The organism is Pseudomonas fluorescens group sp. PF-1 (assembly GCF_054481335.1).
Map to the genome: position 1 here is coordinate 211,263 of NZ_JBTMNG010000003.1, position 14,239 is coordinate 225,501.

Annotated in this window: 15 protein-coding genes; 6 read left to right on the plus strand and 9 right to left on the minus strand. The window is 56.0% G+C overall.

Annotation, left to right across the window (positions count from 1 at the left end):
* Positions 1-25: 25 nt before the first annotated feature.
* From ACX3YD_RS32880 to ACX3YD_RS32915, 8 genes are all read right to left on the minus strand, one after another.
* On the minus strand, positions 26-1,840 hold the full coding sequence (locus ACX3YD_RS32880) for a nitric oxide reductase activation protein NorD (RefSeq protein WP_033040889.1): 1,815 nt from the start codon (positions 1,838-1,840) through the stop codon (positions 26-28).
* An 80-nt stretch (positions 1,841-1,920) separates the two neighbouring features.
* Positions 1,921-3,120 carry a DUF3150 domain-containing protein gene (locus ACX3YD_RS32885; protein WP_028622350.1) on the minus strand — a complete coding sequence of 400 codons (1,200 nt, stop codon included), beginning with the start codon at positions 3,118-3,120 and terminating at the stop codon, positions 1,921-1,923.
* A 75-nt stretch (positions 3,121-3,195) separates the two neighbouring features.
* The gene (locus ACX3YD_RS32890; RefSeq protein ID WP_028622351.1) at positions 3,196-4,164 is read right to left on the minus strand and encodes an AAA family ATPase; all 969 of its coding nucleotides are present in this window, start codon (positions 4,162-4,164) and stop codon (positions 3,196-3,198) included.
* A 93-nt stretch (positions 4,165-4,257) separates the two neighbouring features.
* Positions 4,258-4,617: a hypothetical protein gene (locus tag ACX3YD_RS32895; protein ID WP_023049098.1), complete on the minus strand. Its 360-nt coding sequence runs from the start codon at positions 4,615-4,617 to the stop codon at positions 4,258-4,260.
* A gap of 456 nt (positions 4,618-5,073) precedes the next feature.
* Complete coding sequence (locus ACX3YD_RS32900; RefSeq protein WP_028622352.1) at positions 5,074-5,802, minus strand: phospholipase D family protein; 729 nt, start codon at positions 5,800-5,802, stop codon at positions 5,074-5,076.
* A 66-nt stretch (positions 5,803-5,868) separates the two neighbouring features.
* On the minus strand, positions 5,869-6,672 hold the full coding sequence (locus ACX3YD_RS32905) for a hypothetical protein (protein ID WP_028622353.1): 804 nt from the start codon (positions 6,670-6,672) through the stop codon (positions 5,869-5,871).
* On the minus strand, positions 6,669-8,135 hold the full coding sequence (locus ACX3YD_RS32910) for a 3'-5' exonuclease (protein WP_028622354.1): 1,467 nt from the start codon (positions 8,133-8,135) through the stop codon (positions 6,669-6,671). Before ACX3YD_RS32910 ends, ACX3YD_RS32905 begins: the two co-directional genes overlap by 4 nt.
* Entirely contained in the window at positions 8,132-8,587 is a 456-nt protein-coding gene (locus tag ACX3YD_RS32915; RefSeq protein ID WP_028622355.1) for a hypothetical protein, read from the minus strand. The genes ACX3YD_RS32910 and ACX3YD_RS32915 overlap by 4 nt, the downstream gene beginning before the upstream one ends.
* Positions 8,588-8,753: 166 nt before the next feature.
* On the opposite strand from ACX3YD_RS32915, the gene ACX3YD_RS32920 reads away from it, so the two are divergent.
* Positions 8,754-9,812 (plus strand): RNA-guided endonuclease InsQ/TnpB family protein, encoded by a 1,059-nt coding sequence (locus ACX3YD_RS32920; protein WP_458962161.1) that lies wholly within the window; start codon positions 8,754-8,756, stop codon positions 9,810-9,812.
* A gap of 103 nt (positions 9,813-9,915) precedes the next feature.
* Here the strand turns inward: ACX3YD_RS32920 and ACX3YD_RS32925 are convergent, their stop codons facing one another.
* The gene (locus ACX3YD_RS32925; RefSeq protein WP_033045069.1) at positions 9,916-11,406 is read right to left on the minus strand and encodes a DEAD/DEAH box helicase; all 1,491 of its coding nucleotides are present in this window, start codon (positions 11,404-11,406) and stop codon (positions 9,916-9,918) included.
* 260 nt (positions 11,407-11,666) lie between these two features.
* On the opposite strand from ACX3YD_RS32925, the gene ACX3YD_RS32930 reads away from it, so the two are divergent.
* The 5 genes from ACX3YD_RS32930 to ACX3YD_RS32950 all read left to right on the plus strand — a co-directional run bounded on the left by ACX3YD_RS32930 (position 11,667) and on the right by ACX3YD_RS32950 (position 14,014).
* On the plus strand, positions 11,667-11,939 hold the full coding sequence (locus ACX3YD_RS32930) for a hypothetical protein (RefSeq protein ID WP_458962162.1): 273 nt from the start codon (positions 11,667-11,669) through the stop codon (positions 11,937-11,939).
* Positions 11,940-12,005: 66 nt separating this feature from the next.
* The gene (locus tag ACX3YD_RS32935) at positions 12,006-12,212 is read left to right on the plus strand and encodes a hypothetical protein (protein ID WP_458962163.1); all 207 of its coding nucleotides are present in this window, start codon (positions 12,006-12,008) and stop codon (positions 12,210-12,212) included.
* A 106-nt stretch (positions 12,213-12,318) separates the two neighbouring features.
* A complete protein-coding gene (locus ACX3YD_RS32940; protein WP_047297035.1) occupies positions 12,319-12,615 on the plus strand; it encodes a hypothetical protein in 297 nt (98 codons plus the stop codon).
* A complete protein-coding gene (locus ACX3YD_RS32945; RefSeq protein ID WP_033045061.1) occupies positions 12,612-12,848 on the plus strand; it encodes a hypothetical protein in 237 nt (78 codons plus the stop codon). The genes ACX3YD_RS32940 and ACX3YD_RS32945 overlap by 4 nt, the downstream gene beginning before the upstream one ends.
* A gap of 284 nt (positions 12,849-13,132) precedes the next feature.
* On the plus strand, positions 13,133-14,014 hold the full coding sequence (locus ACX3YD_RS32950) for a prohibitin family protein (RefSeq protein ID WP_047297031.1): 882 nt from the start codon (positions 13,133-13,135) through the stop codon (positions 14,012-14,014).
* Positions 14,015-14,239: the final 225 nt, after the last annotated feature.

Genomic DNA, 14,239 nt, shown 5'->3' on the forward strand with positions numbered 1-14,239 from the left:
CCCTAGTGGGTTGAATGGTTATTTGTCAGGCAGCTAATGCTTCGCGAACAAGCTCAAAGAGCGAGTTCTTGAGATTCGCAACCTCCCCAACAGCACGGTATTGGCTGAACAATGCTTTCAGGATGTGCTCATTGGCACTTCCGAAACCAAGTCCAATCACTTCGATGCCGCTGACCTCACACCGCTGAATAAACTCTTTCGCTGCATGAGTAGTACCTGCGTTCGGTTCCCCATCCGTTATGACGAAAAGAATCTTCTTCTCGCCCTTCGCACGAAGAACTTCAACAGCAGCCGGCCACAGTGCTTGCGCAAGAGGCGTACCGCCCTCCGACATCACACCAAAGCCACCTTCGCTTACCGCCCTGATCAATCGCTCTTTCGGGCTCTTGATCAGTGCGCAGCGCTCAACGCCATCGTTTGCCTTGTTGGGAAACGACATCGCGCCGGTTGTCACCAGCGGAAGTCCCTCCAGCGCGCTTAGCACCGCATAGACTGCGGCTTCGGCCTGATCCATCGCAGACTTCATACTCCCCGACTTGTCGAGAAGAATCTGGATTGATGCAGACTGACGCTCTGCTCGAGACTTACTTCTAAACACCCGCGTTTCGCCGCCTTTCATCATGGCGATACGGCCAGTGTCGATCCTCTTGCCCTGCCGCTTCAGCCGAACACGGCAATCAACCTGCGCCTGTAACAGCCCATTAAGGCACTGTCGTAGACCGGCAGATTGCTCGATGCCCAATTGCACACGGCGGACGCTCGCTTGATCGGATCGGTTCCTCCCCCTCCCATCCAGAGAGAATGGTCGGAGCGGATTACCGTCGCGCACTGCCTTACGGCCTAGCAACTCACCCGCCTTGTCGCCAACTTCCGAGATCAACCCTTTCAGGTCGGCTTCGGTTGCATCCTTGGCCTGCTCGCGCAGGTTGCTGGCTTCTGGGGAAGGTTTGCCGCTGCCATTGCTGGACTGCGAGGTTTCTTGGCCATCGTCGCCGGCATTGCTGCCGCTACTTGGTTGGGATTGGTCTTGCGGCTCGGAGCCGGACTGGCCTCCATCAGATGTTTCCTGCTTGGATTCGGGTTGCCCCTCCTCTTTGCCTTCATCACCTGCACCCGCACCACCGTCTTGCTTCTGCTCCTGCTGCTGATCGCCTCCACCCGACTCTTGCGAGTCCTGAGGAGCACCCTCCGAGCCTTGCTCGGGCTGCGGTTGCTCATCTTCCTGCTCATCCTCTTGCGAAGGCAGCAGGTCGATAATCGCGTCCACCAGAGCGAGAACATCTGTTGTGCTCTCGCACGTCAGGGTGTTCTTCACCAGGGTCAGGATCTGATCCGTAAGGTCAGCCCCAAGAAGGGTCTCCATACGGGCCAGGTAGGCTTTTGCTGGAACCTCAAGCTGCGGTTCCTGGAGTAGCCAGTAACCGCCGTAGAGAATTCCGTTGTGAATCACATGGAGCGCCGGGCAGTCATCCACCTGCTCAGGCCGAAACGGCTCAAGCAGAACCTTGCGGTTCAGGTAGCGGATGTCCGACTCAGTACCTGGGTACTGATCCATGCTCAATCGTTCAATGCGGATGTCCTCAAGAATGTTCAGCAGATTCTTGCGGAAGGGTGTCGGGCATGAGTCGCGAAAGCAGCCCATGTCTGTGTTGCGGACATGGGAGCATTCATGTGCGATGTACCCGAAGGACAGCGGCAGATCGTCCTCGGTGAAGGGGACAAATACGTTTTTTCCATCTGTCTTAGCCTGGATACCCTCAACGTGCACTTTGACGCCAGTTAGCTCGGCAAGGTGCTGTGCATAGATCGGCAGAGTGCCGACCAGGGATTGATTGCTCATCGTTTATCTCCTTTCTCGCCACCGCGAAAAGGAGTAACCCCGCGAGGAGGGCTACTCCCACGCGGGGTTTGTGTGTGATGTCAGAACCAGAAGGTGCCGAAGGGCATATCGGGTTCGGACGGATTGATTACGAGGGGTTCTTCAGACTGCTCCACTGGAACGGATTCAGCTGGTTCAACAACCTCGGGTGTTGCTGGTACTTCGTTGATGCTGTCGTGACAACTCGGAGTAGCTACGCTTGCGCTCAGCTCTTCCTCGACCATCGTTACGGCATCCGCGGGTACTTCAGCATCAGGTACAGCAACAACAGCGACAGTCTCGGCCGGGGCCTCGATCTCAACTGCTGTAGGAGCCTCTGTTTCAACACCGGCCGGGGCCTCGGTTTCAACTGAAGGCAATGCTGGAACGAAGGCCATCGATGCATCTTCATGACCGTTGGCAATGTTCAGGTTTTTGATCAGCCGCTTGATCGAGTCCTCATCAGAAAGGGCCGACACAAGGGCTACAACGCTGTTGTACTGAGAGCCATTAACCACCCCGGACTTGGGGAGAGCCGCAAGGACTTCCTCAATGTGTTCGGTTAGGGCTTTGACCTCACTGGACAGGAACATCAGGCCGCGAAGCTTGGCGTTGATCTTCCGAACAGTGTTCAGCGTCGTTTGTGTGACATGGCCACGAGTGGCCAAGCCTGTTTCAAGCAAGCGCTCGGCTGTATCTGCCGTCTCAGCGTACAGCTGATCTGACAAACCACGGACCTGCGTACCCAGCGTGTTAGAGAGGTGCTTGTCGCCATCAGGGGAAACACGGCATGCCGCGTACCCAAAATGCATCCCTGCATCTACCTGCGCCTTCGGTGTCACCGAGGTGCGGATAGCATCACGCCATTCTTGCTTCTCCCAGCCCTTGTCGATCCACTCAGTGATCCAGCGTTCGTAGTTAGGGAGAAAGTTGTTTTTCAAGTCGTAGAATTGCGATTTGAGCGCTTCCAGTCGGTCAACAACCTCCTGGATCTTGTCCTGGGAAACTGCATAGCCACCGAGGAACCGCACACCACACTCTTCCACCACCTTTGTAGCCTGCCGCTTGATCTTCTCAAACGGTTTCAGCTTCTCCGGGTCGATTACACGCATCGAGCCGAGTGAAGCCAAAATAGCAGGAGGAATCTTCCCCTCCAGCATTTCAGGTTTAAGCTTTTTCCGAGCAGTCCACAGATGGATACCGGAAAGATCGACCAGCAGTAGTTGGTCTAGGATTTTGATCTCATTCTGTTGAATGGACATTTCACGATTCTCCTTTCTCACATGCATGAAAAAGGGGGAATCGCGCCCGGTGGGGGAGATTCCCCCTTAGGGTTTTTACACAGCAACTTTCCAATCGCCACCAAAGACACTCTGGGCGATCTTACGAATTGCTGTCTTCTGAACTAAATCGCAGCGATTGAGCAGCGATTCATCCAGCGAAAGTTGAAGCGGATTAGCCGCGCCCTGGTGAGTGTATCCACAAGAGATACGCCCCCAGCGAAGCAATGTCCGAGTGGACATCGTGACGCTTAGGTAATTACCACCTAACCCTTGATGTTGATTACGAATGGAGTTCGCAACCTTCACCATGTTTTTCGCCATCTCTTTCGGAAGCATTGGCAAAGCAGATATCAAAGTTGCTACTTCGTTATCAGCCTCAAGGTACGGAACCTCAAACACTCGGAAGCGATCCAGCGATGCCAGGTTCTGCTGCATGGTGCCAGCATGTACTCCCGATGCATCACCCTGTCCCGCCGTATTGCCGCAAGCGACAAACCGGAAGTTGGCATGAGGCTTCACAACCTCACCATTGTTTTCCGCAATCACCAAGGGTCTCCCCTCCATGACAGCGTGCAGACCTACAGTTACTGCCGGATCAAGCGTGTCGTACTCATCGAGCACGAACACAAACCCATTACGCATTGCTTGGGTCAGCGGCCCATCCACAAACTTCGTGTTCAGGTCGCCGCTCACCGGATCAGTGACAGGCAGGTTGTAACCAGTAAGCTCCGGCATTTCCATCCGACTATGTGCCGAAACGGTGATGCAGGGCCAATTAAGATGGGCAGTGACTTGCTCTACGAGCGAAGACTTACCCGATCCAGTTGGGCCGAGGAGCATGCAGCTATCCCCAAACGGAGCGTAGAGCCAACTCATGAACGGCTTGACCAGCATCTCGCGGAAAAAATACTTCTTCTTCGGCGCGACGTGATGCATCCACTGGTGTCCTTCTGCAAAACCTGGCGCTTGCGCGTTGGTATTGAAGCCGAACTCTTTCATCTCAACTTTTGCATTGAATTGCATTTTATATTCTCCGTTCTCGAAAGCAGTTGCCCAAGAAAAGGAGAATCCCCATAGGGGAAGACTCCCCCAGTGGGCGGTTTATTTTGTGCAGGTTTACGCAGCAACTACCAGATCAATCACAGACAGGCTGTCTTCACTGGTTTTTTTGGTGAAGCTTACGACTGGTGTGAGCCCGTGATAAACCAGCTCGGCACACAGCGAATGCATCATCCATGGCGGGCAACTGACCAGAACGGTAGTTGTGCCAGATTTTTTTGCTTCAGCAAGGGCAATTTCGGCAAGACGCTCAACGCGCTTTGCAACACTTTCCTTGGTCGGCAACACCGGGAAGAAAAGGAGATTACGAATCTCCTGAAATTCCTTCCAACTCGTAAGATTACGAACCCCGAAGGCTTCGAGTTCACGGGTAGTTTTAAACTTGGTCAGATTAACGACTTCGTTGGTATTGCTCATATTCTCAACTCCAGTTTTCAGAGCGGAGAAATCCCATACGGGTTTCCCCGCATGGGTAGGTTTTTAAGCTGATTAGAGTCGCAGCTAACGACCCGTGCCAGGCACGGACAAACATCTACGCTCATGCGTGGATGGTTGATTCTGGGGGGTAGCATAGGTCAGACGGACTTATGCTTACTTGAACAGCCCCGATCGGGACTGTGAGGGTTCTTGAGCTGCAATAGCGCGCAGCTTACGCACCTTTCGGTAGGGCCATGATGCCTATTTACAGGGATGCCTGCAACCCTCTGGGATCACGCAAATTTGCGGTCAAGCAGGCCCGGAGGAGAAAGAAAAGCCGCCCTTAGTCAGCCTTGGGCGGCTCGCTTATCGTGCTTCTGGGCCGGCTCACATCAGGTGAGGAATTCCATGGCATTCAGGCTTGCTTTCCGTGCCGGTCGGGCCTCGACACAAGCGTCAAAAATCAAAATCAAACGGCCATAAAAAGTAAAAACCGCCAGGCCCCTTCCGGAACTCGCCACCTGCGGATTTACCAAGGTCTGTCAGGTAATGCATGGTATCTCGAAGCTCGAGGTATCCCCCCGCAACAAGCCGATCCATCAGGTCTTTCGTCTTGATGCCCATTTTTGCAGCCAACTTTGCAGAGGTGAGCTTGGCCATAGCGCCTGAACCACCATCAGCCTCATCGGTCGATGCCGATGCTGCCTGAGCAGCAGCGCCACCGCCTTCGACCTTGACGACCATTTCCATTGCAATACGCACCTCATCGCTTACACGGACAATACGCTGAGCCTCGTCGTAGGCATCGCGGTAGCACTCCGAGTCAGCCTCCCGGGTCAGCAGGATGCCCATCTCGTTGTTATTGACCTGGCTGAACTCGTAGAGGTTGAGGCTCGTGATGATGGCCACTTCTTCGTTGAGGTAGCACTTGGCATGCAAATTCTTGCAGAAGCTCGTGCGAACGAAGGTCAGGGCCTTGAGCCAGTTAATTTCCTGAGGGTTGAGCTCGCTCTTGCCGTAGACGATCCGCACGTCAATCTTCATGCGGTTTTTGTCTTCCAGCAGCTCGCGGATGCGATCATTGATTTTGAGGAACGGGCTGATCAGGATCAGCCGCTCTTTGGCGTTCTTGATCAGCTCCTCCAGGTAGTAATTGGTAGCGCTGGTGTTAAGAAACTTGGGCATATAATTTCCTTGACTTCGTGAATTGCTCGGGCCTAATGCACCCGCGATTGCATGCACCATAAGTGCTCAAACATGGCCACGGGCTCCATCCCAGAAGGATTTTAGATGGAAGAAAAACGCTGGGAGCAGGATCAGCACTAAGCTCGCTACTACAGATAGGGTCACCACCGTCACCGCGCCGTTGAGTGCATGCCACATGCCGATCTCGAGATAGCGCGTCCCCAGATCCGCTGCCTTGATGATGAACGCCATTGCTACGCCTTCTCCTTGGAATGGGATCATCTGGAGCAAGAAAATTAATCCGCCGAAAGCGACCGCGATGATCGCGAATCCCTTGAGACCCAGGGCGGTATCGGCTGTGCTTGGGATGGCGTGCATCGAGATAACCAGGACGAGTAACGCCAGAGCAAACCCCTGCAATGAGCCAGTACCCAAGTCGACGATCGCGGTAACAGAACCGGTGGCCACAGCGCCGATCCAGACAACCAACGGCACCAATCCCTGGTCGGGAAGGCTCTGATCGTATGATGTGCCAAGGGAGATAACGGCGATTGCGCCCCCGGCCAACAAGGGCGCTATGCCCTGAACAAGGAGACCAATCGAGTTGCGCAGAGAAAACGGGCTGTAGGAAAACTCGACGTAGCCCAGCTGCCCAGTGATTGCATCCGGTGCGAATAGAGCAAGCTTCCTGATTCGCAGGCCGAAGAGCAGGCATGCAATCGCGTGCGCCATTTCATGTACAGGCCCGCCGATGATTCCAGTGTTCCGATAGACGATCCACGTCTTTACCGAAAACTGTGACACCAGCTTACCCCAGACAAAAATCGCGCCGGCCGGCACCAGTAAAAGCGCGAGATAGAGGTAGATCATGCGCGCTGCCCCGCTGCTGCTTCCATCTCCCGCTTGGCCTCAGCGTGACTTTTTTGGATCACGACCTGGGTGATGCTGTTGATCACCAACACCTTCTTTGCTCTTGTGGCTGCGACATAGAGCAAATTCAACTCATCAACCCGCTGATCAGGGGTGATCTTCTCTTCGTCGAAGATGTCTGGGAAATCTTCTTCCAAGACAACCACATCCCACTCCAGCCCCTTCGAGCGGTGGCAGGTGCTCACAATCACATCTGCATCAAGAGGATCATCTGTTGAGTTGCGGCGTAGCGCCGAGATCAACTTCGGAATGTCGTTGTGCTCCTTGAGTATCCTGAGCATCCGATTCATCTCGGCATCCTTCGACTCCTCTGCCGCTTCGGCAAACCCTCCAAAGTCGCTGAACTGCCCGAAAAGGCGCTTGTTGCGGATCTCATCCTTGCGGCCGACCTTCAGATGGTAAACATCCTCGAGGTCGGAGATTTGGTATGCCTCAATCCCCCCGTTCCAGTAGACAACTTGGCCGTCAGATACAGCATCAATGGCCGTCATGATCACGCCGATCACCGTGCGGTTGAGCACGGTGTAGTGGTTACATCCAGAGGGCAGCGATGTCGTCACTTTGTCGCGGGCACCAAACCCAACCAGGGGACGTGTTTCCCCTTGCTGTTTGAGGATCGCATTGGCTACGCCGGCAATCATCGGCCCGAACCGGAACGAGTTGGTCAAGAACATCGACGCCGCGCCCTGCACAATCTGCGTATCAAGTGCGTTCTCAGCCCCTCGCCAACGGTAGATCTGCTGCCATTTGTCGCCGACAAATATCTTCCTCGCCTTCTGACCAGCGACCAGGGAGGCAGTTACGGGGTTACTGTCCTGCGCCTCATCGAAAAGGATCACGTCATACGGCAGCTGGGGATTACTGAGCTGGAAGAGCTTCAGGTATGCGTCATGCTGGCAGGGGAATTTGCTCTCGGTATCGATCATCTCGTCCCAGAGTTTCTGGGCAGAATTTATCGTCCGGTCGAGGTGATCGGCTCCGTGCTCCGCTGCCTCTTCCTCGCTGAGCGCAGCAAAATAATGCGCCTCACTGATTTCTTCGTCAGCGCTCGAAAGGTAGGCATTGAGCACAGCGATAGCGTCTCGAACATCTCCCCAGTTCCGTGTTTTGAGGAGCCCGGCAGCATCCGTCAGACGGATGTTCCCGAGCTTGTGCTGATAGTGTCGGCCAAACTGCGGCCAGGCCAACTGGTGGGATGTCTTGCACACTACGTTTTTCGGAAACTTCTCCGCGCCTTCATCCCGGATAGCGCGGTTGTACGCCAGATAGAGCATGCGCAAGTGGCTGTGATGGTTGGCGTAGGCAACAAGCGTTGTCGTCTTGCCGCACCCGGCATAGGCCTTCACCACCAGATGGTCACCTTGGTATTCGATGATGGGGAGCTGTTCTGCGGTCGACTTCATTGAGGCGACTCCATTCTGTTTTTTGCACATTTGCCGCCGTAGACAGACAGCGCTGCTAAGCACCAGAACGAAAACACGGCATCAATCAGGTCGCCCATTGGGAGATGGCGAACAACCAGGGCTACCGGCTCTGTCACCACCAGGAACGTCGCATACCCTGCAACGGCATGCATTCCGAAGGTGCGTAAGGCTGCTGCTGCTATGAGGAGGGGAAATAGTGTGTAAAGCGCCAAGCTATGCGTGGAGCTGGAGCTCGGGGCGAGGTGGGTACAGGCGACGACCATGCCAACCGCTACTGCCATCAAGCCGGCAGCGTGACGACTGGACATCGAGCGCAGCTCTTCGCCGCTGTGCCTGAACGTCAGAATCATGACCGCGTGCGAGCCGATGCCTGCCAGGTAGTCAATGAGTGGTGATCGGCATATCGCCGGAAGATATTTTTCGCTGGGCATGTGAGTCTCCTTAGGTGAGGAGATCGTTTCATGCAGGTCGCGGGGAAAGGTCTGGTTTCGGGCGGTTTTTTGGTCTGAATTACGCAGACGCCGCCCTAGATCGGGGCGGCCGGAGAATAGCGATGGCTCACCTTGGGTTATTCCAGAGCTATGGCACGCTGCCGACATGAAGCACACCAAGACCCTCCAGGTTCGCGTTCGAGACAAACACACTCAGCTGCTGCGCCAGATGGCCCGGCAGGTGAATTTCGTCTGGAACTACCTGAACGAACTCAGCCATCGCTCGATCCGTGAGCGCGGGGTCTTTCTGTCGGCCTACGACTTAGATCGCTATACCCAGGGCGCAAGCAAGGAACTGGGCCTGCACTCGCAGACATTGCAGGAAGTGTCGCGGGAATACGCCACGCGCCGCCGGCAGTTCAAGAAGGCCCGGCTGAGCTGGCGTAAATCGATCGGTGTTCGCCGCTCGCTCGGCTGGATTCCGTTCAAATCCGGCGCAGCGAGCTGGAAGAACGGCCAGGTGTTCCACAATGGCAGATGCTTCAAGGTCTGGGACAGCTACGGGCTGGGCCAGTACCGCCTCCGCTCCGGCAGCTTCAGCGAAGACGCCCGAGGCCGCTGGTATTTCAATGTGGTCGTCGAGCTGGAGACCCAGCTATCGACGGGGCAAGGGGTAGTAGGCATCAACCTGGGCCTGAAGGACGTGGCCACCTGTAGCGACGGGCAGCGGCTGGAGAATGGGCGTTTCTACCGCGACCTGGAGCCCAAGCTGGCCAGCGCCCAGCGTGCCGGCAAGAAGGCTCGCGTGCGGGCAATCCACGCCAAGATAGCCAACCGGCGCAAGGATGCCTTACACAAATTCAGCCGCTCGCTGGTCGAGCGCTGCAACACGATCATCGTGGGCGATGTCAGCTCGCAGAAACTCGTCAAAACCAAGATGGCCAAGTCGGTGCTCGATGCCGGCTGGGGTCAACTGAAAACAATGCTGGCCTACAAATGCGCGCACGCAGGCATCGTCTTCAGGGTTGTGAACGAGGCGTACACCACCCAAACCTGTAGCTGTTGCGGTGCATTGCCCGACAGCAGGCCGAGAGGTATCGCAGGGCTTGGAATAAGAGAATGGATCTGTGAGTGCGGTGTCACTCACGACCGCGACGTGAACGCGGCCAGGAACATTCTCGCGCTCGGGCATGAGCGTCCTGGAGAGGGAATCCCCGGCGTTTAAGCCGGGGGAGGATGTCAATCCTTGGTTGTTGAAAAATCGCATGGGTGTTAAGTCCCAGCTGAAAGCAGTGAAACATGGCTCTGGATAATCCCAAGCCGCCGGTTCACCCGAATCGGCGTTTGCTTTTGGCGCGACGGACGTTATAGCCCTTCACCCAGCTTTTCATGTCTTCACTCGGTGGTTTGGGTTGCACGGTACCGATCCATGCGCGATCTGGCAGCTCTTTCATGTATGCCTGGTATGCGTACTGAGCCCACCCGTCTTTCTTGCCGGTCTCACGGGCGTACCCAAGCAGCTCACAGAAAGTGTGCTGTTTACTGGTCGGCCCGAGCACTTTGCGTCGATCGTCTAGCTTCACCAGTTTGCCGGTGGCCACCGCCACCCCATCCGGTATTACGATTTCATTGCCACACTTCGGACAGAGCAATCCGCTGAAAACAAAGCTGCACTTCGGACATGGCTTGGTTTTTTTCTCCTGATCGCCTTTGTCCTGCGGGCGGCGGTCAAGACGCTCCCCTTCCCCATTGTCCATGGCATCGGGCACCTCGTCCGTTGGCTTCCCGTTAAGCAAGAGGTTCCCGGAGTGGTCAATGATAATGCAGTCGATTTTTCCAGTTTCAGGCGAGAGTCGCAGCCCGCGGCCAATCATCTGGTAGTGAAGCATCAGGGACTTGGTAGGCCGCGCTATCACGAGGCAACTGGTCGAGGGGTCATCAAACCCCTTGATCAGCATAGCCACTGAGACCAAGACCCTTATCTTGCCCGCCTTGTACTGGCGCAAGATCTCCTCGGTCTCATGCGGAGGCATATAGCCATCGATATGAGCTGCGGCAACCCCAGCTTTTAAAAACTCAGCAGCGAGCTTCTTGGAATGCTGGACGTTGCAGGCGAAAACCATCGTTTTGCGGTTTTCACCCAGTTCTTTCCAGTGCGTTACCACGTCACCAAGCAGCTTGGCGTCACCCATGACCGTGGCAAGCTCGTCCTCGATCCAGTCACCATTCGGCTTCGTGCTCACCCCCTTCAGCGAAGGCACGGAGGGCGCGTAGCACTGTGTAGGGACAAGGAAACCTTGGTCTGTCAGCTCGGAAAGGGAGATGCAGTTGACCAGTCTGTCAAAGATGCGGCCCAGGCCTCGCCGCCAAGGGGTAGCACTGAGCCCGATAACTGGCACCTTGTTCCGCCGGCACCACGTGATCAGCTCAATATGGGCTTCGTGGATGACATGCGCCTCGTCAATGAGAACAAGGTGTGGTTTGTGGTGGTTGAGCATGTAGTCCAGGCGCGGACGCAAGCTCTGGATCGTTGCGACCTGGATGGGTTTTCGATAGTCAGTGCAGGGATGGTCTGACTGAATCGCACCGGCGACCAATCCATCTTTGTGGAACCGCTCAAGCGTCTGATCGAGCAGCTTCACGCTGTCGACGATGAACCAGGCCCTCCGGTTCTTCGCCTGCGCACCGGCAATGATGTGCTTGGCCACCTCTGTCTTACCGGAGCCCGTAGGACTCATCAGCATCTGAATGATCGCGCCAAGGCTTATGCCCTTGCGGAGTTCAAAATCCTGCTGTTGTTGGTAGGGTCGGAGCTGCATCGAGGTTTCCCGCTGTAAGAACTACAGGTAGGAAACCATCGCTTCGAAATAACCCAAGCCAGGTGCTCGATCCGTGGAATGGAGACGGCAACAGAGCGCAGCCTGATTGAGACGGATATTTTTTCCTGCCAATGCGCCGATACAGGCTCTTCCTGATGCTCGCATCTCGACTTGGGTTTTCCGGCCGGCGTGCGACTGTGCTCGACAGTGCCTGAGCTTTCGCACAGGCGTCGACGCAGGCCAAAAGATAGGAGCCATAGATGGATGACGTAGGAAAGGCGCGTGCTCGCAAGTTTGCCGAGTCGCTGCGCGATGCAAGCTGGGTTATCGATGACGAAGCAGCCGGTGCACGAAATGCCGTTGGATTCTGGCTGTACTCATACAACCTGGTTGCTGGTCCCCGGCTCGTTGGTCAGCTGACGCTGGATGGCTACCGAGCAATGCAGGGCGGTGAGGATCTGAAGAATCTTGACGGACTTCAGCCCGCTGATGTTCTCGGCGCGACCCTCAGCGCCTATGACGCTCTGCCGTAGCAGAGCCGCAATGCTCGGGAGTCGCAAACCGTCATATCAGCGCTGTCGCTATACGCAAGCTCAACTATGACCTGGCAGGCGCTGCCGGCTCTCAAAACTGGAGCCCACCAACACTTCATGGTGTTCGATTGGCTCACGGCCTCCGGCAAGAGGATTTTTCGCCCCGCCGCCGCAATCACCGGTTCCGTTCTTGCTCCTGAAATCCTGACCGACTTCAGTAAGCAAGTGCTCACCGCCCATTTGTCGAAACACCCCCACGAAACGCCTTACTAACCCCCAAAACTACAGGGACTTTGCTCATGCCAACACGCGGTTGGATCTTGGGATTCTCAACGATCGTGAGAGAAGGAGGCAGATCAACCTATACGGAGAACCATTTATGCAGGTCGTCACGCCCCAAGCCCGGCATCAGGCTGGACTTACCCTCAGCCTGGCCATTGGAGTTACTGGCTCACCACAAGCGCTTTCTCGACTGAAGGCCAAGCTCGAATTAGCTGTTGAGGATGCTTTGCAAGATCTCTCCCAACAGGCCAGCAATGAGCTTGGAATTGAGATCGGTCGCTGCAACATAGAAACGTCCATCTCCCAACCAGAGCGCGACGGTTCGGCGGAGCAGCTGGGAGTCCCCTCGGGGTCTGCATCCTCAGCTCCCCTGAAAGCAGGATCATGCCTGTGAGCGCCGCATCCGCCGTGACACATCACCTCGAGCACGAGCGCTTTGTAGTGCGGGATATCTCTGACCAGTATGAAGCTCCGACCTTTGACCTGATTTTCCGAGACCAGGAGCACGGAGTTGAGCGTTGCTCCGACAGCGTGTGGAGTTCGCACGAGCAAGCCTCGGTAGCAGCGGAGGCACTGGAAAAGGCGGATCGCCGTCCAGTTCACTGGGGTGTGTTGAAGAGCCTCTAAACGGGGGCCCATAGAACTCAGGCGACCATTTGTGTCGCCTTTTTTTCGCGCTGTCAGCCCCTACGACTCAATCCGCCAGGTAGCCGGCCGTATCGAGGTGACTTGGGTTTTTCAGGCATGCCTATAGCGTGGCCAATGCAACGCGACCGAAACCGAGGAGAAAAACACCGCACAACCGCAAACAGCGTAGCCCGCTTTCAGGCGATAAAACCGCCTGAAATCGGGACATTCTTCAGCCAATACCTAACAAACTATCCGCCGACCAACCACCAAGGATCATCAGTATGCAATTCAACAATTTCTCATCCTCCTCCAAATCTCCCCTGGCTCTCGGCTCGATTGCCGTTGTGGCCGTTATTGGTGTGGGTCTGCTGCTGGGTTCGTTTTATACCGTCGACGAGAAAGAGCGCGCAGTAGTCCTGCGCAACGGAGCCTTTATGGAGGTGGCAGATCCTGGGCTGCATTGGAAAATCCCCTTCATCGACAGCGCCAAAGCGATCTCGATACAGAACAACGCCACCAAGTGGGACGGCTTGCAGGCGTACAGCCGTGACCAGCAGGCTGCAACGCTGTCGGTCTCGGTCAGCTGGCACGTGCCGGCAGGCGAGGTCGCGGAGGTCTACAAGGGCTACGCCGATCTGGACGGCCTGCTGACAAGGGCAATCAGCCGCCATGTCCCGACACAGGTAGAAAACGTCTTCGGTCAGTACACCGCCGTCAACGCCGTACAGCAACGGGGCAAGCTGGTTGCCGATATCGCCGCCGCAATCAAGGGCGCAATCAGTGGACCGGTGGTGATCGACAGTGTGCAGGTCGAGAACATCGACTTCAGTGACGCCTACGAGAAGTCGATCGAAGAACGCATGCGCGCTGAGGTTGCCGTGAAGACTCGCGAGCAGCAACTGGCCACTGAGCAGATCCAGGCGCGGATTGTCGTCACCCAAGCCCAGGCTACCGCGGATTCGGCACTGGCCGCCGCACGTGCCGAAGCGGAAAGCATCCAGCTGCGCGGTGAAGCGGAAGCAAAAGCCATCGACGCCCGCGCCCGCGCCCTGGGCAGCAACCCCGGCCTGGTCGAGCTTACCAAAGCCGAGCGCTGGAACGGCGTGCTGCCTACCACGGTACTCCCAGGCGGAACCCTGCCGTTCATCGACGCCAAGAAGTAATCCTTCCTCCCACACAAGAAGCCCGCAAGCCTGACCAGCTCGCGGGCTTTGTCATTGAAAAAGGAATCTACCAATGTCCACAGAAATTCCCTCTTCCGGTATGCCCAAGCTGGCCCTGCTAACTCAGGCTGAAAAGCTCATGAGCATTGTCATCGCGGCGGCTGGCTTGCTGATCTTCGCGTGGCTGGCGATCTGCGTCCTCGCATCCGCCTGGTTGACCTTCCA

Coding starts and splice junctions, on each gene's coding strand:
- ACX3YD_RS32950 (WP_047297031.1), top strand. CDS start 13,133: ATGCAATTCAACAATTTCTCATCCTCCTCCAAATCTCCCCTGGCTCTC.
- ACX3YD_RS32880 (WP_033040889.1), bottom strand. CDS start 1,840: ATGAGCAATCAATCCCTGGTCGGCACTCTGCCGATCTATGCACAGCAC.
- ACX3YD_RS32940 (WP_047297035.1), top strand. CDS start 12,319: ATGCAGGTCGTCACGCCCCAAGCCCGGCATCAGGCTGGACTTACCCTC.
- ACX3YD_RS32905 (WP_028622353.1), bottom strand. CDS start 6,672: ATGATCTACCTCTATCTCGCGCTTTTACTGGTGCCGGCCGGCGCGATT.
- ACX3YD_RS32910 (WP_028622354.1), bottom strand. CDS start 8,135: ATGAAGTCGACCGCAGAACAGCTCCCCATCATCGAATACCAAGGTGAC.
- ACX3YD_RS32915 (WP_028622355.1), bottom strand. CDS start 8,587: ATGCCCAGCGAAAAATATCTTCCGGCGATATGCCGATCACCACTCATT.
- ACX3YD_RS32885 (WP_028622350.1), bottom strand. CDS start 3,120: ATGTCCATTCAACAGAATGAGATCAAAATCCTAGACCAACTACTGCTG.
- ACX3YD_RS32900 (WP_028622352.1), bottom strand. CDS start 5,802: ATGCCCAAGTTTCTTAACACCAGCGCTACCAATTACTACCTGGAGGAG.
- ACX3YD_RS32895 (WP_023049098.1), bottom strand. CDS start 4,617: ATGAGCAATACCAACGAAGTCGTTAATCTGACCAAGTTTAAAACTACC.
- ACX3YD_RS32920 (WP_458962161.1), top strand. CDS start 8,754: ATGAAGCACACCAAGACCCTCCAGGTTCGCGTTCGAGACAAACACACT.
- ACX3YD_RS32925 (WP_033045069.1), bottom strand. CDS start 11,406: ATGCAGCTCCGACCCTACCAACAACAGCAGGATTTTGAACTCCGCAAG.
- ACX3YD_RS32890 (WP_028622351.1), bottom strand. CDS start 4,164: ATGCAATTCAATGCAAAAGTTGAGATGAAAGAGTTCGGCTTCAATACC.
- ACX3YD_RS32930 (WP_458962162.1), top strand. CDS start 11,667: ATGGATGACGTAGGAAAGGCGCGTGCTCGCAAGTTTGCCGAGTCGCTG.
- ACX3YD_RS32935 (WP_458962163.1), top strand. CDS start 12,006: ATGACCTGGCAGGCGCTGCCGGCTCTCAAAACTGGAGCCCACCAACAC.